The sequence below is a fragment of the Agromyces sp. GL_144 genome (genome assembly GCF_057834305.1).
This window is the reverse complement of record NZ_CM174399.1, coordinates 1,072,559-1,098,616: the sequence shown is the minus strand read 5'-3', so window position 1 is coordinate 1,098,616 and position 26,058 is coordinate 1,072,559. Positions and strand designations below refer to the sequence as shown.

At 70.9% G+C, this 26,058-nt stretch carries 20 protein-coding genes; 13 read left to right on the top strand and 7 right to left on the bottom strand.

What is annotated here, in order from left to right; genetic code table 11:
* The first annotated feature begins 41 nt into the window (after window positions 1–41).
* Window positions 42–3,734: an endo-1,4-beta-xylanase gene (locus AC3IPY_RS04940; RefSeq protein ID WP_489187089.1), complete on the top strand. Its 3,693-nt coding sequence runs from the start codon at window positions 42–44 to the stop codon at window positions 3,732–3,734.
* A gap of 111 nt (window positions 3,735–3,845) precedes the next feature.
* Here AC3IPY_RS04940 and AC3IPY_RS04935 read toward each other — a convergent pair whose 3' ends face one another.
* Window positions 3,846–4,889 (bottom strand): LacI family DNA-binding transcriptional regulator, encoded by a 1,044-nt coding sequence (locus AC3IPY_RS04935; RefSeq protein ID WP_489187087.1) that lies wholly within the window; start codon window positions 4,887–4,889, stop codon window positions 3,846–3,848.
* A gap of 114 nt (window positions 4,890–5,003) precedes the next feature.
* Between AC3IPY_RS04935 and xylA the strand changes: the two genes are divergently transcribed.
* The 5 genes from xylA (at window position 5,004) to AC3IPY_RS04910 (ending at window position 11,320) form a co-directional block, all read left to right on the top strand.
* Entirely contained in the window at window positions 5,004–6,194 is a 1,191-nt protein-coding gene (gene xylA / locus AC3IPY_RS04930; protein ID WP_489187086.1) for a xylose isomerase, read from the top strand.
* Window positions 6,195–6,401: 207 nt separating this feature from the next.
* The gene (locus tag AC3IPY_RS04925) at window positions 6,402–7,904 is read left to right on the top strand and encodes a xylulokinase (protein ID WP_489187084.1); all 1,503 of its coding nucleotides are present in this window, start codon (window positions 6,402–6,404) and stop codon (window positions 7,902–7,904) included.
* A gap of 199 nt (window positions 7,905–8,103) precedes the next feature.
* Window positions 8,104–9,165, top strand: coding sequence for a sugar ABC transporter substrate-binding protein (locus AC3IPY_RS04920; RefSeq protein WP_489187082.1), 1,062 nt, complete (start codon window positions 8,104–8,106; stop codon window positions 9,163–9,165).
* Window positions 9,166–9,275: 110 nt separating this feature from the next.
* Window positions 9,276–10,028 carry an ATP-binding cassette domain-containing protein gene (locus tag AC3IPY_RS04915; protein ID WP_489187081.1) on the top strand — a complete coding sequence of 251 codons (753 nt, stop codon included), beginning with the start codon at window positions 9,276–9,278 and terminating at the stop codon, window positions 10,026–10,028.
* The gene (locus AC3IPY_RS04910) at window positions 10,025–11,320 is read left to right on the top strand and encodes a sugar ABC transporter permease (protein ID WP_489187080.1); all 1,296 of its coding nucleotides are present in this window, start codon (window positions 10,025–10,027) and stop codon (window positions 11,318–11,320) included. Before AC3IPY_RS04915 ends, AC3IPY_RS04910 begins: the two co-directional genes overlap by 4 nt.
* A 114-nt stretch (window positions 11,321–11,434) precedes the next feature.
* Here the strand turns inward: AC3IPY_RS04910 and AC3IPY_RS04905 are convergent, their stop codons facing one another.
* Both AC3IPY_RS04905 and AC3IPY_RS04900 read right to left on the bottom strand, forming a co-directional pair.
* On the bottom strand, window positions 11,435–12,541 hold the full coding sequence (locus AC3IPY_RS04905; RefSeq protein WP_489187079.1) for a glycerate kinase: 1,107 nt from the start codon (window positions 12,539–12,541) through the stop codon (window positions 11,435–11,437).
* Window positions 12,541–14,595, bottom strand: a complete 2,055-nt coding sequence (locus AC3IPY_RS04900) for a beta-galactosidase (protein ID WP_489187078.1) — start codon at window positions 14,593–14,595, stop codon at window positions 12,541–12,543. Before AC3IPY_RS04900 ends, AC3IPY_RS04905 begins: the two co-directional genes overlap by 1 nt.
* A 312-nt stretch (window positions 14,596–14,907) precedes the next feature.
* Between AC3IPY_RS04900 and AC3IPY_RS04895 the strand changes: the two genes are divergently transcribed.
* The 5 genes from AC3IPY_RS04895 (at window position 14,908) to AC3IPY_RS04875 (ending at window position 20,696) form a co-directional block, all read left to right on the top strand.
* On the top strand, window positions 14,908–16,356 hold the full coding sequence (locus AC3IPY_RS04895; protein WP_489187077.1) for an NAD-dependent succinate-semialdehyde dehydrogenase: 1,449 nt from the start codon (window positions 14,908–14,910) through the stop codon (window positions 16,354–16,356).
* Window positions 16,357–16,487: 131 nt separating this feature from the next.
* Window positions 16,488–17,450, top strand: coding sequence for a hydroxyacid dehydrogenase (locus AC3IPY_RS04890; RefSeq protein WP_489187075.1), 963 nt, complete (start codon window positions 16,488–16,490; stop codon window positions 17,448–17,450).
* Window positions 17,451–17,502: 52 nt separating this feature from the next.
* On the top strand, window positions 17,503–18,816 hold the full coding sequence (locus AC3IPY_RS04885) for an ABC transporter substrate-binding protein (RefSeq protein ID WP_489187074.1): 1,314 nt from the start codon (window positions 17,503–17,505) through the stop codon (window positions 18,814–18,816).
* A gap of 66 nt (window positions 18,817–18,882) precedes the next feature.
* The gene (locus tag AC3IPY_RS04880) at window positions 18,883–19,782 is read left to right on the top strand and encodes a carbohydrate ABC transporter permease (RefSeq protein WP_489187073.1); all 900 of its coding nucleotides are present in this window, start codon (window positions 18,883–18,885) and stop codon (window positions 19,780–19,782) included.
* Window positions 19,779–20,696: a carbohydrate ABC transporter permease gene (locus tag AC3IPY_RS04875; RefSeq protein ID WP_489187071.1), complete on the top strand. Its 918-nt coding sequence runs from the start codon at window positions 19,779–19,781 to the stop codon at window positions 20,694–20,696. The genes AC3IPY_RS04880 and AC3IPY_RS04875 overlap by 4 nt, the downstream gene beginning before the upstream one ends.
* Window positions 20,697–20,734: 38 nt before the next feature.
* Here the strand turns inward: AC3IPY_RS04875 and AC3IPY_RS04870 are convergent, their stop codons facing one another.
* Window positions 20,735–21,739: a LacI family DNA-binding transcriptional regulator gene (locus AC3IPY_RS04870; RefSeq protein WP_489187070.1), complete on the bottom strand. Its 1,005-nt coding sequence runs from the start codon at window positions 21,737–21,739 to the stop codon at window positions 20,735–20,737.
* A 197-nt stretch (window positions 21,740–21,936) separates the two neighbouring features.
* Between AC3IPY_RS04870 and AC3IPY_RS04865 the strand changes: the two genes are divergently transcribed.
* Window positions 21,937–22,620, top strand: coding sequence for a ThuA domain-containing protein (locus AC3IPY_RS04865; protein WP_489187069.1), 684 nt, complete (start codon window positions 21,937–21,939; stop codon window positions 22,618–22,620).
* Window positions 22,621–22,662: 42 nt separating this feature from the next.
* Here the strand turns inward: AC3IPY_RS04865 and AC3IPY_RS04860 are convergent, their stop codons facing one another.
* Window positions 22,663–23,619, bottom strand: a complete 957-nt coding sequence (locus AC3IPY_RS04860) for a zinc-binding dehydrogenase (protein WP_489187067.1) — start codon at window positions 23,617–23,619, stop codon at window positions 22,663–22,665.
* 76 nt (window positions 23,620–23,695) lie between these two features.
* On the opposite strand from AC3IPY_RS04860, the gene AC3IPY_RS04855 reads away from it, so the two are divergent.
* On the top strand, window positions 23,696–24,127 hold the full coding sequence (locus AC3IPY_RS04855; protein ID WP_489187066.1) for a MarR family winged helix-turn-helix transcriptional regulator: 432 nt from the start codon (window positions 23,696–23,698) through the stop codon (window positions 24,125–24,127).
* Between the two features lie 21 nt (window positions 24,128–24,148).
* On the opposite strand, the gene AC3IPY_RS04850 is transcribed toward AC3IPY_RS04855, so the two are convergent.
* The gene (locus tag AC3IPY_RS04850) at window positions 24,149–25,351 is read right to left on the bottom strand and encodes an alpha-L-fucosidase (protein ID WP_489187064.1); all 1,203 of its coding nucleotides are present in this window, start codon (window positions 25,349–25,351) and stop codon (window positions 24,149–24,151) included.
* The gene (locus AC3IPY_RS04845) at window positions 25,348–26,055 is read right to left on the bottom strand and encodes a hypothetical protein (RefSeq protein ID WP_489187063.1); all 708 of its coding nucleotides are present in this window, start codon (window positions 26,053–26,055) and stop codon (window positions 25,348–25,350) included. The genes AC3IPY_RS04850 and AC3IPY_RS04845 overlap by 4 nt, the downstream gene beginning before the upstream one ends.
* Between the last annotated feature and the right edge of the window lie 3 nt (window positions 26,056–26,058).

Below are 26,058 nucleotides of genomic sequence, written 5' to 3'. Positions count from 1 at the left end.
GCGACGACGCGGTCCGCTCGACGCGCGAAGGAGCGCACCTCATGCAACGACGCAGATCAGGAATCCTGGGACTCGTGACCGCCGCGGCGGTCGTGATCACGCTCGGCGCGATCGCATCCCCGGCTTCGGCGGCACCGACGACGGTGCTCGCGAACGACTTCGAGACCGGCGAGGCGCGCACCGGCGGCGGCAGCCTCTCGGTGTCGGATCGCACCGCGAACTGGCAGGGCGTGTCGCTCACCGCGGCGACCCTCGGACTCGTCCCCGGCAGCACGTATGCGTTCGAGGCGTGGGTGAAGCTGCCGGCGGGCACCGCGGGCACCAGCGGCATCCACTTCACCGCCGAGCAGACGCCCGCCGCCGGCGGCGACGACGTCTACACGTGGATCGGCGGCAACGTCACGACCGGATCCGGCGAGTGGGTGAAGATCGGTGGCGACTACGTCTTCCCGGCGGGCCTGTCGGGGGCGAACATCTACATCGAGGCCGATGATCTCGCGGGGGCGTCTCCGTCGTTCCTCGTCGACGACCTCGTGATCACGACCGAGGACGACGGCACCGTTCCCCCGCCGACCGGCGAGACGGTCATCGAGACCGACTTCGAAGACGGCCTCGACGGCTGGGGACTGCGCGGCGGCACCGGTTCGACGCCCGCGACCGTGCAACTGACGAGCCCGGGCCACGAGAGCGGTCAGGCCGCGATCGCGACGGGTCGCGCCGGCCAGGGCGACGGCCTCGGGCACGACGTGACGGGCCTGCTCGACCCGCGCGTGACCTACGAGCTCAGCGCGTGGGTGCGCTTCGCCGACGGACAACCCGTCGACGAGGTCTGGCTGAGCCGCGCGAACACGGTCGGCGACGCCGACCCCACGTTCTCGACGCTCGGCCAGTTCGACACCGTGACGAACGAGGGCTGGACGCAGGTCGCCGCGACCTTCCAGGGCTCAGCCGCCGACGCATCGCAGATCTACTTCGAGACGCGCTGGACGAGCGCCGACCCCGTCGGCAACACGAGCGACCTCCTCGTCGACGACATCTCCCTGCGCGTGCCCGCTCCCCCGGTGATCGAGGAGCTCACGCCCATCAAGGACACCGTCGACTTCCCGGTCGGCGTCGCGATCGACAGCCGGGAGACGGCGGGCGCGGCTTCCGAACTGCTGCTCCGCCACTTCGACCAGGTGACGCCGGAGAACTTCATGAAGCCCGAGGCGTGGTACGACGCCGAGGGGCATTTCGTCACGAGCAATGCCGAGTCCGACGCACTCATGGACTTCGCGCAGGCGAACGACCTGCGCGCATACGGTCACGTGCTCGTCTGGCACAGCCAGACGCCAGCCTGGTTCTTCCAGGACGACGCAGGCGACCCGCTCGCGGCAGACGACGCGGGCAGGGCGGTGCTGCGCGATCGCCTGCGCACGCACATCTTCGACGTCGCCGGCTACCTCGCCGACCGGTACGGCGAGTTCGGCTCCGACACGAACCCGCTCACCGCGATCGACGTCGTGAACGAGGTCGTCTCCGACGGCGGCGAGTTCGCCGACGGCCTGCGCCGCAGCGAGTGGTTCCGCATCCTCGGCGAGGACTTCATCGACCTCTCGTTCGCGTACGCCGACGAGGCGTTCAACGGCGAGTTCGCGGCCGAGGGCACCGGCCGTCCCGTGACGCTGTTCATCAACGACTACAACACCGAGCAGGGCGGCAAGCAGGGGCGCTACCACGCGCTCGTCTCGCGTCTGCTCGAGCGCGGCGTGCCGGTCGACGGCGTCGGGCATCAGTTCCACGTGAGCCTCGCGATGCCCGTGTCGGCCCTCGAAGGCGCGATCGAGTCGTTCGAGGATCTGCCCGTCACGCAGGCGGTCACCGAGCTCGACGTCACGACCGGGACCCCGGTCACGCAGGCGAGGCTCATCGACCAGAGATACTACTTCCGCGACGCCTTCCGGGTGTTCCGTGCGCACGCCGACGACCTGTTCGCGGTCACGGTGTGGGGCCTCACCGACGGTCGCAGCTGGCGGGCGTCATCGGGCGCCCCGCTCGTGTTCGACGACACGCTGAAGGCGAAGCCCGCGTACCACGGCATCGTCGACGGCGAACTGCCCCCGCGCGCACGCGCCGCGAACGTGTTCGCCGGCGACGTCGTGCTCGACGGTGCGGCGACCGCCGCGCCCGAGTGGGCGCTGCTGCCGTTGCACGCGATCGAGGACTCGGCACGGTTCCAGCTGCGCTGGGCTCCCGACCACCTGACCGCGCTCGTGTCGGTCGACGACGCGTCGACGGACGCCTCGGACGGTGTCGAGCTCACGCTCGGCGACACGACCTGGTCGGTCGACCGCGACGGAACCGGCGACGTGCCCGCGATCGCGACCGAGCGGGCGGGCGGATACGACCTGGTCGCGCACCTGCCACTGGCGGACGCCTCGAACGGCGACCTCCTCGCGTTCGACGTCGGGGCGATCGACGGCGGCGACACCGTGGCGTGGAACACGCCGGGCGAGCTCGGCACGCTGACCCTCGTCGAACCGCTCTCGGCCCTCGACGTCGTCGAGGCCGCCGAGGCGCCGGTCGTCGACGGTGAGATCGACGGGGCATGGGCCGACGCGAACACGGTGACGACCGAGAAGCAGGTGCAGGGCACCGACGGCGCCATCGCGGCCGTGCGCACGCTGTGGTCGGGCGACACGCTGTATGTGCTCGCCGAGGTGGCCGACCCGATCGTGGACGTCTCGGGCTCGGACCCGTGGGTGCAGGACTCGGTCGAGATCTACGTCGACCCCGGCAACGCCAAGAACGGCTCCTACCGCTACGACGACACCCAGATCCGTATCAGCGCGGTGAACGCGGTGTCGTTCGGCACCGGCGACGAGCCGTTCCAGCGGGCACGCGTGGTGTCGGCGACGGCGGCCACGGACGGCGGATACCTCGTCGAGGCGTCGGTGAGGCTGGGCGACTTCGCGGGCCTCGGCACCGTGCAGGGCCTCGACTTCCAGGTCAACGACGCGTCGGACGGCGCCCGCACCGCGATCCGCAACTGGGCCGACCCGACCGGAGCCGGCTACCAGTCGACCGCCCGTTGGGGCGTCGGCCTGTTCGTCGCGGCCGACGACGACCCGGGCGAGCCGGGAGAACCCGGTGAGCCCGGTGACCCCGACGGGCCGACGGTCTCGCTCGGCGCGTCGAGCGTGGCCGCAGGCGGGAGCATCGAGGTCGAGCTCAGCGGCTTCGATGCCGACGTCGAGGTGTCCCTGCTGCTGCAGGAGCCGACGACGGGCGTCGTGTCGCTCGCAGCTCCGTTCGCCGCTCCCTTCGCCGCCCCGTTCGCGTCGGCTCCCTCCGGCTCCGTCGCCGCGCTCCTCGCAGCCCCGGTCGAGCTCGCGACGGTGACGACGGATGCCTCGGGTGCCGCCCGTCTCGTCGCCACGGTGCCCGTGTCGACGGTGCCCGGCGCGTACGAACTCGCCGCGGTCTCGGACGGCGCGACGCTCGCCACGGCACCCGTCGAGGTCACCGCGGCGGGCACGGGCACCGATCCGGGTGCGGATCCCGGCACCGAGCCGGGATCCGGCGCGGAGGGCCCCGACGGCACGGACGGCGCCGGCACGGGCGGCGACACCGGCGGCGCGAACGGGTCGGACCTCGCCTCGACGGGCGTGGAGGCCGGTGTGTGGCTGCTGCTCGCCGCGCTGCTCGCGGCGGCCGGGACGCTCCTGATGGTGCGTCGACGCCGCGCCGCCTGAGATCGGGCTCGGACTGCGGGAATTCGGGGCTCCGTGCCCGCCACGGCGGGCATGGAGCCCGCTTTCCTGCACGGCGTGTCGTCGGCAGGCCACGGGGCCGGCGGGCGTGCGTCAGGCCTGCGCGGGGGGCGCCGTGCTCTCGCGCACGACGAGGCTCGTCGCGAGGTCCATGCGGGGCGTCGGTGCGGCGCCCGCGAGCGGGTCGTCGGACAGGCGGATGGCCAGGCGTGCCGCCTCCTCGCCCATGCGACGCAGGGGCTGGTGCACGGTGGTGAGCGGCGGGCTCACCCACCGTGCGAGCGTGATGTCGTCGTAGCCGACGATCGAGAGGTCCTCGGGCACCGAGAGCCCGACCTCGCGTGCCGCGTCGAGCGTGCCGAGCGCCTGCAGGTCGCTGCCGGCGAAGATCGCCGTGGGCCGGCGGTCTTCGGGCAGTGCGAGCATCTGCCTCGCGCGGTCGCGGCCGCCCGCGACCTCGAACGTGCCGAATCGCACCCACTCGGGATCGACCTCGAGGCCGGCGGAGTTCATCGCGCTGCGGTAGCCGTCGAGCCTGGCCAGCGAGCACATCATGTCTTCTGGCCCGGTGATCGCGGCGATGCGGCGGTGGCCGAGCTCGATGAGATGCCGGGTCGCGGCGAGCCCGCCCGACCAGTTGGCCGAGCCGACGCTCGGCACGTCGGGCGAGGGGTCGCCTGCCGGGTCGACGATCACGAACGAGATAGCCCTGGCGCGAAGGCGTTCGCGGTACTCGGCCGAGAGCTCCGAGAACACGAGCACGACGCCGACGGGACGCCGACGGATGACGCCCTCGATCCAGTCGGGGTCGGGGGCGTGCCGGTCGCCGCTCACGGTGAGCACCACGCTCAGGCCGTGCTCCTTGGCCACGGCCTCGACGCCGCCGATGAGCTCCATCGACCAGATCGGGTCGAGCCCGTGGAAGACGAGTTCGAGCAGCTCGGGGCGGGACTCGGATCGGCCGGTGCCGCGGCGCACGTACCCGCGCGCGTGGAGCACGCGCTCGACGCGCTGCCGTGTCGCCTTCGACACATCGGTGCGGCCGTTCAGCACCTTCGAGATGGTCGACAGGCTCGCGCCGGTCTCGTCGGCGATCTCGGCGAGGGTGACGCGTTCGCGCGTGGCATCCGTATTCATCTTTCGAATCATAATCGCGAAAGTTCCGAGCGCGAGGACTTGTGCGAATCTGATTCCGAGGTTTATGTTGTAATTATCAACAAATCACCGCAACACCTGAAAGGCGGACCGCTCATGGTCGATGCGCCCACCCGCGAAGACAAGTTCTCGTTCGGACTCTGGACCGTCGGTTACAACGGCACCGACCCGTTCGGCGGCCCGACCCGCGAACCCCTCGATGTCGTGCACGCCGTCGAGAAGCTCGCCGAACTCGGCGCCTACGGCCTCACGTTCCACGACGACGACCTGTTCGCGTTCGGCTCGAGCGATGCCGAGCGCCAGACGCAGATCGACCGCCTGAAGGGCGCGCTCTCCGACACCGGGCTCATCATCCCGATGGTGACGACGAACCTCTTCAGCGCCCCGGTCTTCAAGGACGGCGGCTTCACGGCCAACGACCGCGACGTGCGCCGGTACGCCCTCCGCAAGGTGTTCCGCCAGCTCGACCTCGGCGCCGAGCTCGGAGCGAAGACCTTCGTCATGTGGGGCGGGCGCGAGGGCGCCGAGTACGACTCCGCGAAGGACATCCGCCAGGCGCTCGAACGCTACCGCGAGGCCGTCAACCTGCTCGGCGACTACGTCACCGACAAGGGCTACGACATCCGCTTCGCGATCGAGCCCAAGCCCAACGAGCCCCGCGGTGACATCCTGCTCCCCACGCTCGGGCACGCCATCGCCTTCATCGACTCGCTCGAACGCCCCGAACTCGTGGGCCTGAACCCCGAGGTCGGCCACGAGCAGATGGCCGGGCTGAACTTCGCCGCCGGCATCGCGCAGGCGCTGTACCACGGCAAGCTCTTCCACATCGACCTCAACGGCCAGCGCGGCATCAAGTACGACCAGGACCTCGTGTTCGGCCACGGCGACCTGCACAACGCGTTCGCCCTCGTCGACCTGCTCGAGAACGGCGGGCCGGGCGGCGTGCCCGCCTACGAGGGCCCGCGCCACTTCGACTACAAGCCCTCGCGCACCGAAGACGAGAAGGGCGTGTGGGAGTCGGCCGCGGCCAACATGCGCACCTACCTGCTGCTCAAGGAGCGCGCCGCGGCCTTCCGCGCCGACCCCGACGTGCAGGAGGCCCTCGAGGCCGCGAAGGTGTACGAACTGGCGACGCCGACGCTCGCCGACGGCGAGACCTACGACGACTTCCTCGCCGACCGATCGGCATACGAGGACTTCGACGCCGGCGCCTACTACGGCGGCAAGGGCGGCGGCTTCGTGCGGCTGCAGCAGCTCGCGACCGAGCACCTCCTTGGAGCCCGCTAGCGCCCACCGACCCGCCCGGCGCGTCGTCGACGCGACGCGCCGGGCGTCAACCGGTTCACGATTCGGCAGGAGATCGGGCTTCGGGGCGATTCGGGGCCCGAGGCGGGGGTTCACCGGCCCGGCACCCCGCAGTCCTCCTGAATGGTGAACGACAGAGAAGTACAGAAGAGTACAGAAGTACAGAAGAACCGAGAGAGGGGGCGGGCGATGGCGCTCGTCGCAGGAGTCGACTCGTCGACGCAGTCGTGCAAGATCGTGATCCGGGATGCCGCGACGGGAGAACTCGTGCGCTCCGGGCGCGCGCCGCACCCCGACGGCACCGAGGTCGACCCGGCCGCCTGGTGGGGCGCGCTGCTCTCGGCGATCGCCGACGCCGGCGGGCTCGACGGCGTCGAGGCCGTCGCGATCGGCGGGCAGCAGCACGGCATGGTCGCGCTCGACGTCGACGGCCGGGTCATCCGCGACGCCCTGCTCTGGAACGACACACGCTCGGCGCAGGCCGCGCTCGACCTCATCGCCGAGGTCGGCGCCGACGCGTACGCGCGCCGCACCGGCGTCGTGCCCGTGGCCTCGTTCACGGCGACCAAGCTGCGGTGGCTGCGCGACGCCGAGCCCGCGCAGGCCGAACGCGTCGCCGCGGTGGCGCTCCCCCACGACTGGCTGACCTGGCGGCTGCGCGGATACGGGCCGGTCGACGAGTCCGTGCTCGGGCCCGTGCTCGACGAGCTCACGACCGACCGGTCGGACGCGAGCGGCACCGCCTACTGGGGCCCAGACGGCTACGACCGCGAACTGTTCGTGCGGGCGCTCGGGCACGACGCGGTGCTGCCGCGCGTGCTGGGCCCGCACGAGGCCGCGGGGCGCACGCCCGACGGCATCCTCGTGGGCGCGGGTGCGGGCGACAACGCCGCCGCGGCGCTCGGCCTCGACGCGGCCCCGGGTGACGTCGTCGTCTCGATCGGCACGAGCGGCACCGTCTTCGCGGTGACGGATGCCTCGATCGTCGACGCCTCCGGAACCGTGGCCGGGTTCGCCGACGCCACCGGCCGGTCGCTCCCCCTCGTCGCCACGCTCAACGCCGCACGGGTGCTCGACGCGTTCGCCCGGGTGCTCGGGGTCGACCACGACGGGCTCGGGCGGCTCGCGCTCGAGGCCGAGCCCGGGGCATCCGGAGCCGTGCTCGTGCCCTACTTCGAGGGCGAGCGCACGCCGAACCTGCCCGACGCGACGGCCCGGCTCGAGGGCCTGACGCTCGCGAACACGACGCCGCAGAACCTCGCGCGCGCCGCGATCGAGGGCATGCTGTGCGGACTGGCCGACGGGCTCGACGCGGTGACCGCGCTCGGGGTGGCGGCCGACCGCGTGCTGCTGATCGGCGGCGCCGCCCAGAATCCCGCGGTGCGCGCCGTCGCCGCCCAGGTGTTCGACGCCCCGATCGTGGTGCCCGCGCCCGGCGAGTACGTCGCCGACGGCGCCGCCCGACAGGCGGCCTGGGTGCTCACCGGGCACCGTCCGGAATGGACCCTCGAGATCGCCGCGAACCTGCCGATCGACCACCGTCGGGTCATCCGCGAACGCTATGCGCGGGCGTCGGCCACGGCGTCCGCGACCGGCTCCGAGGCGGCCTCGCCCGAGGCATCCGCGAACCGAATCGATTCGACCCCGAACTGGGGCCACGGCGACCGAGAGGAGGCCGAGTCGGCCCGGTGACCGGGCCATCCTTGCCAACACTGAGCACAACGCGTTCCACCCCTGATGTGACGTGTCACATCCCGACCGGCGTTACTCGATCGTTATCGAACCCGGTCTACCGATTCGCTTACAGAGCAGTCAGTATCCTCATGCCGACGTCAGTGCAGACGCGGCAGCAGTGAATGTCCTGCACACTCACCACGAGAAGGGGAGAACGATGAAGAAGTCTTCATTGATCTCGATCACAGCCCTCGCCGGAGCATCGATGCTGATGCTCGCGGGGTGCTCCGGCAACAGCGGTGACGGAGGCGACGGCGGCGGAGAGGCCGCGACCCTCGCCTGCGTCATCCTGCCCGACGCGGCCTCGTCGCCGCGATGGGAGAACGGCGACCGTCCTGCCCTCGAGAAGGCGATCACCGACGCCGGCTTCGAGGCCGACATCCAGAACGCCCAGGGCGACACCAGCAAGTACGCCACCATCGCCGACCAGCAGCTCAGCAAGGGCTGCGGCGTCATGCTCCTCGTCGACTACAACGGTGCCGCCGTCGCGGTCACCGCCAAGGCGCAGGAGCAGGGCATCCCCGTCATCGCGTACGACCGTCCGATCGAGGGCGCCGACTACTACGTCTCGTTCGACAACGAGCAGGTCGGAGCGCTCGAAGGCCAGTCGGTGCTCGACGGACTCGAGGCGGCCGGCAAGGACCCGGCCACCGCGATCGTCGTGTACATGGGCGGCGACCCCGCCGACGGCAACGCCAAGATGTTCCACGACGGCGCGGTCGGCGTCATGGAGGCCGCCGGCATCAAGCCCGCCCAGGAGCCCCCGGGAGTCTGGGACGGCGACAAGTCGGCGACCAACTTCGAGCAGGCCCTGACCGCCCTCGGCGGCAAGGTCGACGCCGTCTGGGTCGCCAACGACACGAACGCCGCCGGCGTCATCACGGTCCTCGACAAGAACGGCCTCACCGTTCCGGTCTCGGGTCAGGACGCCTCGATCGCCGGCCTGCAGAACGTGCTCCTCGGCAAGCAGACCGCCACGGTCTACAAGCCGTTCGCACTCGAGGCCGACGCCGCATCGCAGCTGGCCATCCAGCTCCTGAACGGCGAGACCCCCTCGGTCGACAAGAAGCTCGACGACGGCACGCCGTACATCGCGGTGACGCCGGTGCTCGTCGGACCCGATGACGTGCAGAAGGTCGTCGACGACGGCAACGCCGACGCCGCCGAGATCTGCACCGCCGACGTGGCCGACGCCTGCGCCGCCCACGGCGTGGGGTAGCCCCGAGCCGGAGACCGGCGGGAGGCTCCTGGACGATTCCGTCGTCCAGGAGCCTCCCGCTCCCGCATCGACACCAGGGACAGCGCAGTTCCACAGAGAAAGGACCCGGCATGGACATGCCGATCATCGAGCTGAAGGGGGTTGTGAAGAGCTTCGGGCCGGTCGACGTGCTGAAGGGCGTCAACTTCGCGGCGTACCCCGGAAAGATCACCGCCCTCGTCGGCGACAACGGCGCCGGCAAGTCGACGCTCATCAAGGGACTCGCCGGCGTGCAGCCCTACGACGGCGGCGAGGTGCTCTACGAGGGCTCGCCCGTGAACCTGCACAGCCCCCGCGATGCCGGCGACCTCGGCATCGAGGTCGTGTATCAAGACCTCGCGCTCTGCGACAACCTCGACATCGTGCAGAACATGTTCCTCGGCCGCGAGGAGCTCTCGTCGGGCACCTTCGACGAGGGCCGCATGGAACGCGAGGCCGCCGAGACCCTGCGCCAGCTCTCGGTGCGCACGGTCAAGTCCGTACGCCAGAAGGTCTCCTCGCTCTCGGGCGGGCAGCGCCAGACCGTCGCCATCGCGCGCTCGGTGCTGAAGAAGGCGAAGGTCGTCATCCTCGACGAGCCGACCGCCGCCCTCGGCGTCGCGCAGACCGCGCAGGTGCTCGCACTCGTCAAGCGCCTCGCCGAGCAGGGCGTCTCGGTCATCATCATCAGCCACAACCTGGTCGACGTGTTCGAGGTCGCCGACTACATCAGCGTGCTCTACCTCGGCCAGATGGTGGCCTCCGTCAAAGCGAGCGAGACCAACAACGAAGACGTCATCGGCTACATCACCGGCGTCAAGACCTACGAGGGGACTCCGGCATGAGCACGCAGAACACCGGTGCGCCGCCGACCGAGTCGACCACGGCACTGTCGGCGCTCAGCACCGAGCAGCTCATCGGCAGCGGCCAGGAGGGCGGACTGCTCGACCAGGTGCGCGCCTGGGTGCAGCGGGTGCGCGGCGGAGACATGGGCGCGCTGCCCGCCGTCGCCGGCTTCATCGTGCTCAGCATCCTCTTCACCGCCCTGAGCCCGTACTTCTTCACCGAGCGCAACTTCGCGAACCTGCTCACCCAGGCCGCCACGCTCGTCATGCTCGGCATGGCGCTCGTGTTCGTGCTGCTGCTCGGCGAGATCGACCTCTCCGCGGGTGTGACCGCGGGTCTGACCATGGTCATCTTCGTCGTGCTCATCGCGGTCGTGAACCTCAACTGGATCCTGGCGCTCGCGATCGCGTTCCTCACGGGCATCGCGATCGGCACGTTCATCGGGTTCTTCGTGGCGAAGGTCGGCATTCCGTCATTCGTGGTGACGCTGGGCCTCTTCCTCGGATTCCAGGGCCTCGAGCTCATCATCATCGGCGCGGGCGGCCTCTACCGCGTCGAGACGCCCGAGATCCTGGCGATCCAGAACAGCACGATGCCGCCGTGGGCGGGCTGGGTCATGATCGCGGTCATGCTCGCCATCTCGGCGACGATGTCGTTCGTCGACCGCGCCCGGCGCACCCGCGCCGGCGTGCCGAACCGCACGATCGCGCTCGTGTGGGCGAAGCTCATCGCCATCGCGGTGCTGGGCGGCGTGGTGGTGTTCATCCTGAACCAGAACCGCGGCACGGGGTTCAAGGCCATCGAGGGCGTGCCGATCGTGGTGCCGATCACGCTCGCCATCCTCTGGCTCGGCACGTTCGTGCTGGACCGCACGAAGTTCGGCCGCTACATCTACGCGGTCGGCGGCAACGCCGAGGCGGCGCGTCGTTCGGGCGTCAAGGTCGCGATGATCCGCTGGTGCGCGTTCATCGTGTGCTCCTCCCTCGCGGTGGTGTCGGGCCTGTTCAGCATCAGCAAGGTCGGTTCGGTGGATGCCGCGGCCGGGCGCGAGATCGTGCTGAGCGGCGTCGCGGCGGCCGTCGTCGGCGGCGTGAGCCTGTTCGGCGGTCGCGGTCGCCTGATCCACGCGGCCATCGGCGCGCTCGTCATCGCCGTCATCACGAACGGTCTCGGCCTGCTGAACCTGCCCGCCGGCGTCAACTACGCGGTCACGGGAGGCGTGCTCATCCTCGCCGCCACGATCGACGCGGTCTCGCGCAAGCGTGCCGGCGGCTCGATCCTGAGAATCTGACCGCGATCGTCACGACGGAACGGGCCCGAGCGGATGTCGCGCGGGCCCGTTCCTCGTTTCGTCGGCGTGCGTGCGGGGCTGAAGCCCGAAGATCGAGTGGATGGCGGGTCGCGGTCAGCCGACCTCGCGCGCGAGGCGGGCGCCGGCCTCCTCGAGCCAGTGCGCACCGTCGGCCATCGCCGCGGCGCCGCTGCCCGCGAGGTCGGTGAGCGAGACGGATGCCGCGAAGCGGCCGGTGCCAGCCGTGATCGCCCCGGCGACGAGGGCGACGTCGACACCGGCGCGCTCGGCGATGCGTGCGACCTCGGTCGGCGCCTTGCCCGCCTCGGACTGCCCGTCGTAGCGCCCTTCGCCGGTGATCACGAGGTCGGCTCCGGCGACGGCCTCGGCCAGGCCGACGGTGCGGGCGATGAGCTCGGCTCCCCCGCCGAGCTCCGCGCCCCAGGCGAGCATCGCGAAGCCCGTGCCGCCGGCCGCGCCCGTGCCGGACGCCGAAGCGTCTGCGCGGGCGCCGGTCGTCTCGTGCGCGGCCAGCCCCTCGGCCAGCCGCGAGAGGTTCGCCTCGATGATCGCGACGGTCGCGGCATCCGCCCCCTTCTGCGGCGCGAAGACGGCCGCGGCCCCGGCCGGGCCGAGCAGCGGGTTCGTCACGTCGCCGAGCACGACGGCGCCACCGGTCGGCAGGGCGCGGAGGCCCGAGAGGTCGACGTGCGCGAGGTCGGCGAGGCCGCGGTTGCCGTGCGGAACGGGCCGGCCCGCGGCATCCGCGAACCGTGCGCCGAGAGCCGCGAGCGCGCCCGCGCCGCCGTCGCTCGTCGCGCTGCCGCCGAGGCCGAGCAGCAGGCGTTCGACGCCGTGGTCGAGCGCTGCGGCGATGGCCTCGCCGAAGCCGATGGTGTGCGCGTCGAGCGGCTGCAGCGGATCGAGCATGGTGATGCCCGACGTCGACGCGAGTTCGACGACGCCCGTGCGGTCGGGAAGCAGCACCCAGCTCGTCGCCACGAGCCGCGAATCGGGGCCGTGCACCTCGACGGGCATGCGCACGGCGCCTGGCACCGCCGACAGGAACGCGTCGAGCGTGCCCTCGCCGCCGTCGGCCATGGGCATCTCGACGATCTCGTCGCCCGGCCGCTCGCGCGACCAGCCGCGGGCGATCGCCGCGGCGGCCTCGGTCGCCTCGACGGTGCCCTTGAGCGAGTCGGGCGCGATCACGATGCGCATCAGCGTGCCGCCTCGTCGTCGAGGTCGTCGAGGTCGTCGAGGTCGTCGACGAGCACGAGCGCCCAGTCGTAAGCGCCGAGCACGACCCGGTCGACGCGCTCGCCGGTGATCGCGTCGAGGCCGGCGATCTGCACCTCGACCGACTCGACCGTGCCGGCGCCGGCGTGGTTGACGAGCGTGACGAGCCCTCCGCGACGGGCCGCCTCGACGTGCTCGGGCAGGCCGGCCACGACCGGCCCGATGCCGGCATCGGCGAGCACGTGGTCGACGATCGCCTGCGCACCGCGCTCGTCGGGAACGGTCGCGAGGTAGCGCGCCGTGCCGCGGCCGGTGCGGCGAACCGTGAGCGCCGGGTCGCCGGTGCGACGACCGCCGGTGAACGAGGCCTCGACCGAGGCATCCGTCACGTGGATCTCTTCAGCGAGCAGGGTGCCGACCGACTCGGCGAGCCCTGATGCACCTTGCGAGGCGCCGCCGAACGGCGCGAACCGCTCCCCCGGCGCGCCGGCCGGGGCATCGGGCGCGACGAGCGCGCCGAAGTCCTCGAGCCGCACGCCGAACGTCGCGCCGAGCTGCGTGAGGAACCCGCCGACGCGGAACCGGTCGATCTCGTCGACGACGTCAGCGTACGGCCCGGCGAGCAGGTGCCCGCCGCCCTCGACGAACGAGGTGAGTGCCGTGGCATCCGCCTCGCGCACGAGTCCGAGCAGCGGCGCGATCGCGAGCTGATACCGGTCGTCGACCCGCGCGGCGGGCACGACGTCGACCTGCACGTGGCGGCGGTGCAGCGCGCGGTGCCAGCGCTGCACGACGGCGAGGTAGTCGAGCCCGTTCATGGGGTGGTCGGATGCCTCGACGGCCCACCAGTTCTCCCAGTCGAAGACGAGCGCCACCCGCGCGTCGCGACCGCCGACGGGAAGCTCGGGCAGCGCCGCGAGCTGCGCGCCGAGCGCGGTGACTTCGCGCCAGGTGCGCGTCTCGGTGCCCGCGTGCGGCAGCATCGCCGAGTGGAACTTCTCGGCGCCGGCGCGCGACTGCCGCCACTGGAAGAACAGGACGCCGTCGGCGCCGCGCCCGATCGCCTGGGCGCTGAGCGCGGCCATCTGGCCGGGAGCCTTCGGCGCGTTCGACGGCCGCCAGTTGAGCGCGTTCGTCGCCTGCTCCATGAGGTACCACGGAACCTCGGGCTTCAGCGAGCGCACGAGATCGCGCTGGAACGCGGCCGCTCGGAAGCTCTCTGGGTCGTTCGGGTCGGGGTAGCAGTCGTCGCTGATGAGGTCGAGATGCGGCGCCCACTGCTCGTAGTTCGCGGGCTTGAACGCGCCCATGAAGTTCGTCGTGATCGGCTGGGTCGCCCCGGCCGCGCGGATGAGATCGCGCTCCATGAGGTAGCACTCGAGCAGCATGTCGCTCGTGAACCGGTGGAAGTCGAGCATCTGCCCCGGGTTGCGGCTGTACGGCGCCTTGCGCGGAGGGAACACCTCGTCGAAGGACTGGTAGCGCTGGGCCCAGAAGTTCGTGCCCCAGGCGATGTTGAGCGCGTCGACGTCGCCGTAGCGGTCGGCGAGCCACCGGCGGAAGGCGTCGCGCGCGGCGTCGGAGTAGTCCATGTTCAGGTGGCAGCCGTACTCGTTGTTGACGTGCCACATGACGACGGCCGGATGCCGCGCATAGCGTTCGGCGATGGCGCTCACGAGCTCGCCGGCGAGGCGTCGGTACACCGGCGAGGAGGGCGCGAACTGCTGCCGGCTGCCCGGCCAGTACGCGGCGCCGTCCTCGTCCTGCGGCAGGAGCTCGGGGTACGCAGCGCTCGCCCACGGCGGCGGTGAGGCCGTCGCCGTGGCGAGGTCGACGGCGATGCCGCCCTCGTGCAGCAGGTCGATCACCCGGTCCAGCCAGGCGAAGTCGAACTCGCCCTCGCGCGGCTGGATGCGCGCCCACGAGAAGATGCCGAGGCTGACCATCGTGACGCCGGCCTCGCGCATGCGCGCGACATCCTCGGGCCAGATCTCCTCGGGCCACTGCTCGGGGTTGTAGTCGGCGCCGTAGTGCACGTGGATCCTCCGTCGTTGGGGTCGCGGACGCGGGAAAGCGTATTCCCCCAGCCTATCGGGGACGTGATCAGACTCGCACAGGATCGCCCGCCCCCACACCGCCGCGCGAAGGCCTCGACATCGGCCCTCGTGAAGCGCATCGCGAGACTGCGCATTCCTAGTTGTCCTGTCATCGGGCCTGAGAAGCCCGGAATACCAAGTGGAATGCGCTTGCTTGACAACGCCGAACGGGGCACGTATCTTGTTCCTGCGGGCGCCAGCGTCGATGCTGGAACGGCCCACCGATCTCGTCCGCACGAAGGAGACAACGACGTGACCACCCTGGCGACGCATCGCATTCCCGACGGCGAGCTGCTGATCGACGGCACGTGGATCCCCCTGTCCGGGCGCGCGACGATCGAGGTCGAGAACCCGGCGACCGGCACCATGGTCGGCGCCGTCGCCATCGCGACGACCACCGACATCGACGACGCGCTCGCGGCGGCCGACCGCAGTTGGGCGAACTGGCGCGAGACCAGCCCTCACGCCCGTTCGGCGATCATCGTCGCCGCCGCGCAGCTGCTCCGCGAACGGGCCGATGACATCGCGCACGCCATGACGCTCGAGAACGGCAAACTCCTCGCCGACTCGCTCGACGAGGTCTCGTACACCGCCGACATCATGGAGTCGCTCGCGACCGAGGCGCCCCGCTGCTTCGGCACGGTGCTGCCGACGGCGGCGTCCGAAGGCCGCATGATGGTGATCGATGAGCCGATCGGCCCGGTCGCGGCCTTCACCACGTGGAACTACCCGCTCACCGTTCCCGGGCGCAAGGTCGCGGCGGCTCTCGCCGCCGGCTGCACGGTCGTGCTCAAGCCCGCCGAGGAGACGCCGTCGAGCGCCGTGGCCCTTGCCCGCGCACTCGCCGATGCCGGCCTCCCCGACGGGGTGCTCAACGTGCTGTTCGGAGACGCCGCGCAGATCTCGTCCCGACTGATCGCATCACCGGTCATCCGCAAGGTGTCGTTCACCGGCTCCACCCCGGTCGGCAAGCTGCTCGCGGCACAGGCCGGCGCCCACGCGAAGCCGACCATGCTCGAGCTCGGCGGCCACGCCCCCGTCATCGTCTTCGACGACGTCGACATCGACGACGTGGCCCGACAGGCCCTCGGCGCGAAGATCCACAACTCGGGCCAGTCCTGCGGGTCCCCGGTGCGGTTCTACGTGCACGCGGCGGTCTACGAGCGATTCGTGGAGCGCTTCGCCGAACTGCTCGACGCGGTCGTCGTCGCCGACGGGTTCGCCGACGACGCCGAGATGGGGCCGCTCGCGAACGCCCGACGCTTCGCGGCGATGGCACCGATCATCGACGACGCGATCGCCCGTGGCGCCCGCGTCGTCACGGGCGGCACCGGCGACGACTCGTCGGGGTACTACTGGCGCCCGACCCTGCTCGCCGACGTCGCCGACGGCGCCGTCGTCATGAACGAAGAGCCGTTCGGCCCGATCGCGGCCGTGACGACCTTCACCGATGAAGACGAGGTCGTCGCCAGGGCCAACGGCCTTCCGTACGGCCTCGGCGCCTACCTGTTCACCGGCTCCGCAGACCGGGCCCTTCGCATCCCTCCTCGCCTGGACGTCGGCATGGTGAGCGTCAACCGCTTCGGCGTGGGGGCACGCGACACCTTCTTCGGCGGCCGCAAAGAGAGCGGGTACGGCTCCGAGGGCGGCCCGGAGGCCGTGGCGGAGTACACCGTCAGAAAGCTCATCGCGCAGGCATGAACCCCTCGACACAGGGCCGCACCGGCGGCCGCACGAGTTCTCAGCCCACTGGGAATGCGCTTCCCGACGTCCGTCCGATGCAGGCCGGCGCCGACGATGAGCTCGCCCCATCGCTTCGCGGCGCCTTCGCCATGGCACCGCATCTCCCGTCCGCCCTCTTCGACCGCGGAGCCGCCGCCGGCCTGCGCGCGCGCATGGACCTCCTGGTCGCCGCGCCCATCACCGACTTCGCCGCCGTGGATCCGCACCGGCTCACCGAGCTGGAGATCCTCATCACCGGCTGGGAATGCCCGAGAATCGGTCCTCGAGAGCTGGACCTCATGCCGAATCTCCGCGCCGTCTTCCACGCTGCCGGCACCGTGAAGAGCCATCTCGACGAGGAGGTGTGGCGACGCGGCATCCGCGTCACGACGGCTGCGGCGGCGAATGCCTATCCCGTCGCGGAGTACACGCTCGCGATGATCCTCCTGGCTGCGAAAGGCGTGCTGCCGCAGGCCTCCATCCTCGATGAAGGCAACGATCTGCGCGCCGCCGACATCGGCTCGTACCGCAAGACGGTCGGCATCATCGGAGCCTCGACGGTGGGCCGGCAGGTCATCCGCCTGCTCACCGCCTTCGATTTCCGCGTGCTGCTGTTCGATCCGCTGCTCGACGACGGCGATCCGATCCTCGACCTGGTCACCTGGTCGGGGCTCGACGAACTGCTGTCACAGTCCGCGATCGTGAGCATCCACGCACCGCTGCTGGCGTCGACCCGCGGCATGATCGGTGCCGACGAGCTGTCGCGTCTCCGCCCGGGGAGCACGATCATCAACACCGCACGCGCGCCGATCATCGATCAGGAGGCGCTCATCGTCGCCGTGCGCGAGCGCGGCGTGCGCGCCATCCTCGACGTGACCGATCCCGAGCCCCTGCCTTCGGCGCATCCGCTCCGGCTGCTGCCGGGCGTGCTCGTGACCCCCCACGTCGCCGGGGCGCTCGGCAACGAACTGCGACGACTCGGCGAGGCCGTCGTGCGCGAGCTCGAACGCTACGCGAAGGGGCTCCCTCCCGCGTATCCCGTGCGGCTGGAGGACCTGACGGCGATGGCGTGATCGGCACCGAGAACCTCCAAGAGACACCACCCAACACATGAAGGAGCAGTCAATGAAGACGAACACAGCTCGACGCATCGCGACCGCCGCGATGGTCGCGACGGCGACCACGGCGCTGATCGCCGGATGCACCGCCGGAACCTCGCCCGATGACGAGGGCACGTCCGGTCCGGTGGACCTCACGTTCACGTCGTGGGACCCGAACATGGACAAGATCGTCGACGTCTGGAACGACGAGAACCCCGACATCCAGGTCGAGCTCGTCAGCCCCAGCGAGAACGCCGACGAGCTCGTGACCAAGTGGATCGCGCAGAACTCGGCGGGCAACAACCCCGACATCGTCAAGGTCGAGTACCAGTCGCTGCCGGCCCTGATCGCGAACGGCGTCGTCGTCGACCTCGGGCCCTACGCCGACATCACGGGCAAGTTCGACGACGCCGCGCTGGCACAGGTGCAGTTCGACGACAAGATCTACGGCGTGCCGCAGGACTTCGCCCCCCTCGTGCTCTTCTATCGGCAGGACATCTACGAATCGCTCGGCCTGTCGGCGCCGAAGACGTGGGACGAGTACGCCGAACAGGCCCGAGCGATCCACACCGCCGATCCGAAGCGCTACATCTCGACGTTCAGCGCCGGAGACCCCGGCTGGTTCGCCGGGCTGGCGCAGCAGGCCGGTGCGAACTGGTGGAGCGTCGACGGTGATGCCTGGACCGTCAGCGTCGACGACGACGCCAGCGTCGAGGTCGCCGACTACTGGAACGGGCTCATCGACGAAGGCGTGGTCAAGTCCGATCCGTTCTGGTCGACGCAGTGGAACGCCGAGATGACCGACGGCACGCTCGCCACGTGGATCAGCGGCGCCTGGGCACCCGCCCAGCTCCCGAACATCGCCGGTGACACTGCCGGCAAGTGGGCGGCGGCTCCCCTGCCGGCTTGGACCGAGGGCGACGACGCGACCGGGATCTGGGGCGGCTCCGCCATGGCCGTCACCGCCAACTCGAAGCACCCCGCCGAGGCGGCGGCCTTCGTCGACTGGCTCAACACGAGCGACGAGGCCCTGAAGATGCAGATCTCGGAGATCAACATCTACCCGGCCGCGACCGCCGGCCGCAGCCTGCCCGAGCTCGCCGACCCGCCCGCGTTCATGTCGAATCAGCCCGACTACTATTCGATCGTCGGAGACATCGCCCCGAGCGCCCGCAGCTTCGACATCTGGGGCCCGAACGTGACGGTCACGTTCGGCGCGTACCGCGACGGCTTCGCCGCAGCACTCCAGAACGGCACGCCGCTCTCCGACGGGCTCGCTTCGATGCAGAAGGCGACGTTCGACGACATGGAGAAGCTCGGCTTCTCGGTCGAGCAGTAGATCCTCATGGAGGATGCGGTGCCGTCGTGAACGGCGCCGCATCCTCCCGACCACCTCGGAGAAACCATGCCCACCGCACCCGTGGCGCGCCGATCGCTGCACAGCAACAAGCTGGCGATCGCGCTCGTCGCACCCGCCATCGTGCTCCTGGCCGTCTTCACCGTCGCGCCCGCGATCTACGCCTTCATCCTCAGCCTCCTGCAGCGCCGCGTCAGCGGCGGCGTCTTCGGCGGCACCACCACCGAGGTGTTCGTCGGCTTCGAGAACTACCTCGCGTCCTTCCAGGACCCCGAGTTCTGGGCGAGCATCGGCCGGATGCTCGTGGTCGCCGGCATCGGCGTGCCGGCCACCGTCCTCCTCGCCACCGTGTTCGCGCTCTGCCTCGACGCCAAGGGGTCGAAGCTCGCCGGCTTCGCGCGCATCGTGATCTTCCTGCCGTATGCGGTCCCTGGCGTCATCGCGTCGCTCCTCTGGGGGTTCCTCTACCTTCCGGCGACGAGCCCCATCGGCGGCGACGTCATCGACTACTTCGGCAACACCGAGGTCTTCTTCTCGGTCGCGAACATCGCGGTCTGGACCGTCGTCGGATTCAACATGGTCATCCTCTATACCGCGCTCCGCGGCCTGCCGCAGGAGATCTACGACGCCGCCTCGCTCGACGGGGCGGGCGAACTGGCCATCGCCGTGCGCATCAAGCTCCCGATGATCGTACCCAGCATCGTGATGGTGTCGGTGCTGTCGGTGCTGGGGGCCCTCCAGCTCTACAACGAGCCGACGACGCTGCGTCCGCTCGCGAACGCGATCAGCTCCACCTGGGTCCCCTTGATGAAGGTCTACAACGACGCGTTCGTCGCGAACAACATCTATCAGGGCGCCGCCACGGCGCTGCTGATCGTGGCACTGACGATCGGCGCGACCGTCGTCGTGAACGTGATCGGATCGAGAATCGGGAGCCGCCAGCGATGACCACCCTGACCGAGACCATCACGACAGCAAACGCGCGAAACGCGCCGCGCGCGAGGCGCCGTGCACCGCTCAACCTCCCGGCGACGCTCATCCTCGCGATCGGCGCGATCTACACGATCGTCCCGGTGCTGTGGATCCTCGTCGCCTCGACCAAGACGAGCTCCGAGCTGTTCTCGACGCCGGCCTACCTCCCGTCGTTCAACGGCGGCCTGTGGCAGAACCTCAGCGACCTCTTCGCCTATCGCGACGGCGTGTTCGGTCGCTGGGCGCTCAATTCGCTCATCTACGCAGGTGGCGGCGGCCTCATTGCGACGCTCGTGGCGGCAGCGGCGGGCTACGCCCTCGGAAAGTACCGGTTCCGTGGCAGCAGGTGGCTGTTCCGTTTCATCGTCGCGGCCATCATGCTCCCGCCGATCGCCCTGGCGATCCCGCAGTGGCTTCTGCTCTCGCAGGTGAACATGACCAACAACTACCTGTCGGTCATCCTCCCGCTCCTGGTCAGTCCCTTCGCCATCTACCTGTGCAAGGTCTACGCCGAGGCTTCGGTGCCCGACGAGCTCATGGAAGCCGCTCGCATCGACGGCGCGAGCGAGCTTCCGCATCTTCGGCTCGGTGGGGCTGCGTCTCATGATGCCGGCGCTCGTCACCGTGTTCCTGCTGCAGTTCATCGGCATCTGGAACAACTTCCTGCTGCCCTCGATCATGCTCACCGATCCCGACCTGTACCCGCTGACCCTCGGCCTGTACGGCATGCTCCGCGTCAGCGGCAGTCAGGCCGCGCTCTACTCGAGCGTCGTCGTGGGGTCGGCCCTGTCGATCGTGCCGCTGGTGATCCTGTTCATGAGCCTGCAGCGCTTCTGGCGCGTCGACCTGATCTCGGGGGGCGTCAAGGCGTGAGCGGCGTCGAGGCGTGAGCTCCGGTCGAGGCATGGGCTCGCGTCGGGGCGCGAGCTCAGGCCAGTCTCGGCGTCGTGTCGCGCAGCACGACCGTGGAGGGGAGCATCGCGGGACTCTGCTTCTGACCCGTGATCAGCGAGATCACCTCACCACCGATGTCGCCGACCGGAACGTGCACGGTCGTCAGGCTCGGTACCACGTTGCGCAACGTGCGGATGTCGTCGAAGCCCGCGACGGCGATGTCCTCTGGCACGCGGATGCCCCGATGACGCAGACCCGCAATGGCCCCGAGCGCCATCTCATCGTTGACGGCGAAGATCACCTGCGTGTTCGTGAGCACGGCGTCGTCGAGGGTCGCGATCGCTGCGCGCGCGCCGTCCCAGCTGAACGGCGAGTAGGTGACGTCCTCCGCGGTGAGTTCGATTCCGCGCTCGGCGAGTCCGGCCCGGAGTCCGTCGATGCGATCACGGGTGGCGACCAGATGCTCCTCGCCGCCGAGCACGTGGAACGAGCGGTATCCCAGACGCGCGAGCGCTGTGGCCAACCGCCGGGCTCCCCCGACGTTGTCGAGGTCGAGCGAGTCGAACGGCAGGCTCGTGCTGCTGACGACGACGACCTTGCCGCCCGCCCGTTCGTAGGTCTGCAACTCCTCGACGAGGCGCTCGGTGCCGTCGGCCGAGAGCGAGCCGCTCTCGGCGAGCACGATCGCCCGTGCGCGCTGACCGCGCAGTTCGCGCACGAGCTCGATCTCGCGTCCGACCCGGCGCTCCGTGACCGCGACGGTCACGCGCAGGCCGACCTGCTCCGCGCTGGCCATGAGGGCCGCGGCCATCGACGAGAAGTAGTCGGATGCGATGTCGCTCACCAGCAGGGCGACCGTCGAGGTCGTGCCCTTGGCCACGGCCTGCGCCTGCACGTTCGCCGCGTAGTGGAGCTCCGCCGCCGCCGCCATGACCCGCCGTGCGAGATCGTCGCTCACACTGCGCGCGCTGCCGTTGATGACACGAGAGGCCGTCGACTGGGACACGCCCGCCCGCCGTGCGACATCGGAGAGCGTCACCGATTGCGCATGCTGGTCGGACGGCGTCATCGCCTCGCACCCCCGTCTCGTCAGGTTTCCCTCACTCTAGTGGCGCGCGAGGCCGCCCCTGAACGGGTCGCGCACAGGATTCGCCCAGTCGAGGATCCGCTCCACGCCGGGCCTCGGCACCCGATCCCCACGCTTCCGTTCGACTCCGGCAGAGAGGCATGATCCGCATGACGAGCAGCAACCCGAAGACCACGATCGTGGTGGGCCACGGCCGCTATGCCGACCCGTGGCATCCCTACGAGCAGGTCGCAGGAGGCCTGTCGGACCTCCTCGCGGCCGACGGATGGCAGGTGACCGTCGACGATGACGTCGACGGCGCGATGACCAGGCTCGATGGGGAGGATCTCCTGGTCGTCTCGGCGGGCGACCCGTGGCGCATGCCGACTCCCCGGTTCGGCGCACCCGGAGCCTCGATCGCGGGTCTGCGTGCCGCGCTCGACCGCGGCATCGGCGTGCTCGCCCTGCATTCCGCCGCCGCGAGCCTGCGCGACTATCCCGAATGGGCGCCGGCGATCGGGGCCGTCTGGGTACCGGGGGCGTCGATGCACCCGCCCTTCGAAGAGCACGCGCCCGTACGCGTGCTCGACCATGCGCTGACGCGCGGGCTCGGGGAGTTCACCGTCGCCGACGAGCGGTACTCCTGGTTGCAGCCCGCCGGCGACCGCGAGGTCCTGCTCGACCACGACCACGACGGCGTGCCCCACCCGCTCGTCTGGGTTCGGCGATTCGGACGATCGCGCGTCGCCTATGACGGGCTCGGTCACGACTCGCGGTCCTACGACTCCGCGCCGCATCGGGAACTCGTGCGCCGTCTCGCGAGGTGGGCCGGCGGGAGCGTCGACGCAGTGTGATCGAACGGCACGCCGTCGAGCCCGCCGTCGCGCACAAGTGCGTCAGGGCACGAGTACGATGCGCCGGCCCGAGCGGCCGTCATCGGCCCAGGCCGCCGCGACGTCGGCCAGCGGCACCGCATCGGCGTCGACCGCGAAGGTGCCCGCGGCGATCTCGTCGGCGAGCGACGGAAGCAGTCCGACGATGTCGCGCGTCGGCACGGAGCCCTGCCCGCTGCCGACGATGGTCAGGCGTGCGGCCCGGAGCGCCGCCGACGGGATGCTCGCCTCCTGCCCGGCGACCGACCCGATCTCGACCCAGGCGAGCGGATGCCCCCGATCGGCGCGTGCCGTCACGATGGCGACCATCGCCGCGGCGGCCGGCTCGCCCCAGACGTAGTCGAGCACGACGTCGACGTCGGCAGCGGATGCCGCGAGCCGACGTGCGACCTCGGCGGAATCACCGGCGAGCGAGACGAGTTCGCCCGCCCCGAGCGCCTCGAGGCCCGCGAGGCGGCCGGCGTCGCGGCCGGCTGCCACCACACGGCTCGCACCGAGGCGGACGGCGGCCTGCACGGCCATGCGCCCGGCGTTGCCGGTGGCCCCGAGCACGAGCACCGACTGGCCGGGCTCGAAGGCGATGCGCTGCCGCAGCGCGATCCACGAGGACATCGCTGGGTTCATCGCGGCGGCGACGGCGATCGGGTCGGCGTCGTCGGCCAGCGTGATCGTGCGGCGGGGATCGACCGCGACCCGCTCGGCCATGGCCCCGAGGTTCGCACCGTCGAGCGCGAAGTAGCGCAGGCGACCGGATGCGTCCCGACCGACGCCGTCGACGCCCGGGATGAGCGGCAGCTCGCCCGTGCTCGAGTAGTGCGAGCCGGCGGCCCGCGACCTGACCAGCGGATGCAACCCGCACGCGACGACGTCGAGCACGATCTCGCCGACCGCGGGCTCGGCGTCGGCGAACGTCTCGTACGCGGGCGCCTGCCCGAACGACCTGACCACTGCTGCCTGCATGTCCACTCCCTGTTTTGATTCGTGTTACGAACCATTATTAGTTGGGAGTACGAACCATGTCAAGTAGACTGCTCGCATGACCAGTCCAGGGAGCGCCGACGACCGCCTCATCGACGCCCTCGCGCAATCGGCGTACGCCACCATGGCCGTGCTCAATCGCGCCGCCGCCGACCACGACCTCTCGCTCACCCAGCTGCGGGTCATCGGAATCCTGCGCGACCGTCGCCTGCGCATGTCCGCACTGGCCGACCACCTCGGCCTCGAGCGCTCGACCATGTCGGGCCTCGTCGACCGTGCCGTGCAACGCGGCCTCCTCGAGCGCGCGCCGAGCGCCGAGGACCGCCGGGCGATCGAGGTCGGCATCAGCCCTGCGGGGCTCGAGCTCGCCGACCGGGTGCTCGCCGAGATCCGCTCGGGCCTCGGTCCTGCGGCCGGCGCGCTGCCCGCGGCCGATCAACTGCAGCTGGCGTCGCTCCTCGAGCGCACTCTTCCGACGGCCGGCGCCTGAGGGCCGCCTCGCCGATCGGCCTCAGTCGGGCAGCACCACCACGGTCACGGGGCGACCATCCACAGCCCGAGCGGATGCCGCGGCCCCGTCGGCGACCACCACGACACGCTCCGGCGTGGCCCACGCCCGCCACCACGCGGCATCCGTCACCTCGACCTCGCCCGGATCGAGCGGGCGACGCCCGAGCGTGAACGGCTTGATCGCGGTCATCCAGGCGGCGACGCCCTCGAGCGTGCGGCGCTGCACCGCCGGGATCTCGCCCTCCGCCGTGGGCCCCACGTTCAGCAGCAGACGCCCGCCGCGCGACACGACGTCGGCGTAGAGGCGGGCGAACTCGCGCGGCGAGAGCGTGAGCGACTCGTCCTCGACGCGGTTGTAGCCGAACGAGAAGCCGAGGCCGCGGCAGTGCTCCCACCCGGCACCCGCCTCGTGGTCGGTGTCGTGCGCGTACTCGCTCGTGGCGTAGTCGCCGACCGGCGCTCCCCAGCGGTCGTTGACGATGCCCTCGGGCACCGCCGCGCGGTACCGGGCGAGCAGCGTCTCGATCGAGTGCGGCCCGGGCCGCTTGCCCGCGTCGGGCCAGTCGATGTCGTTCCAGATCAGGTCGGGAGCGTATCGGTCGACGAGGTCGGCGACCTGCGCGAACGCGTACGCGTTGTACGCGGCATCCGTGGGCCGAAGGGTCGTGACGTCGGCGCCGGACCGCAGCGGCGGCAGTTCGGTGAACGCCCAATCGAGCCCGCCCGAGTAGTAGACGCCGAAGCGCAGCCCCTCGGCGCGCACGGCGTCGGCGAGCGGGCCGATGAGGTCGCGGCGCGGCCCGCGGGCGACGGTCGTGAGTGAACCCGCCCCGGGTGCGTCCCAGAGGGCGATGCCGTCGTGGTGCTTGGTCGTGGGCACGACGTAATCGGCCCCGACCGAGCGGAACAGCCGCGCCCAGTCGGCCGGATCATGGGCTTCGGCATGCCACCGGTCGAGCAGCGCATCGTAGGGCGCGCCGCCGAATTCGCGCGCGTGATGCCGCGCGGCCGGCGACCCCTCGATGCGGATCGTGTTCGCGTACCACTCCGCGTACGCGTTGTGCTCGAACCACTCGCCGTCGGGCACCGTGCCGAGCGCACCCGACGGCTCGGCCCACGCCGGCACCGAGTACGCGCCCCAGTGCACGAAGATGCCGAGGCTCGCCTCTCGCGCCCACTCGGGCAGCGGCCGCGCAGAACTCATGCGTCTCGGGCGTCCCGAGGGTCGCGGGCATCCAGGGTGTCTCCGTCGGCGTCGCCATGCCGCCGCGGCCGCTCGGGCACCGCCACGATCGCGAGCGCGACGCAACCGAGCGCCGGGATGATGAGCGGGAACAGCTGCCACGTCACGACCCCGGCGAAGCCCGCGGTCGCCAGCAGGTAGGCCGCGCCGGCAGGGTCCGCCCGCAGCACCGACGGCACCGACCTCAGCGCCGCGAGCCAGCCCGTCTCGGGGGTCCAGCGAGCGGATGCCGCGAACAGCGCGAGCACGAGGGCGGCGAGTCCGATCCATCCGACGATCGCGATCAGCGGCCCGCCGGGCAGCGCACCCGAAGCGGCCAGGTCGAGATCGAGCACGAGGATGAGGGCGAGCAGGGCGGATGCCGCGCCGACGGCGGTGCCGCCGAGCAGCCCCGCCCGCACATCGCGCCAGAACCAGGCGAGGCCGGAGTCCTCGGCCAGGAGGAACCGGCGCAGGTGCCGCACCCCGGCGGCCAGCGCGGCCGGCAGCGTGATGACCGGCAGCGACACGAGGGCGATCAGCACGCCGATCACCAGCACCTCGCCGAGCAGTCCGAACGCGCTCTTGGCACCCGGGAACCGGGCCTGCCCGGCCGCGTCGTCGTGCGTCGGGCCGGCGCCCGTCGCCGCGGCGCGACGGGCGGCGCGATCGGCTGCTCGCGACATCCG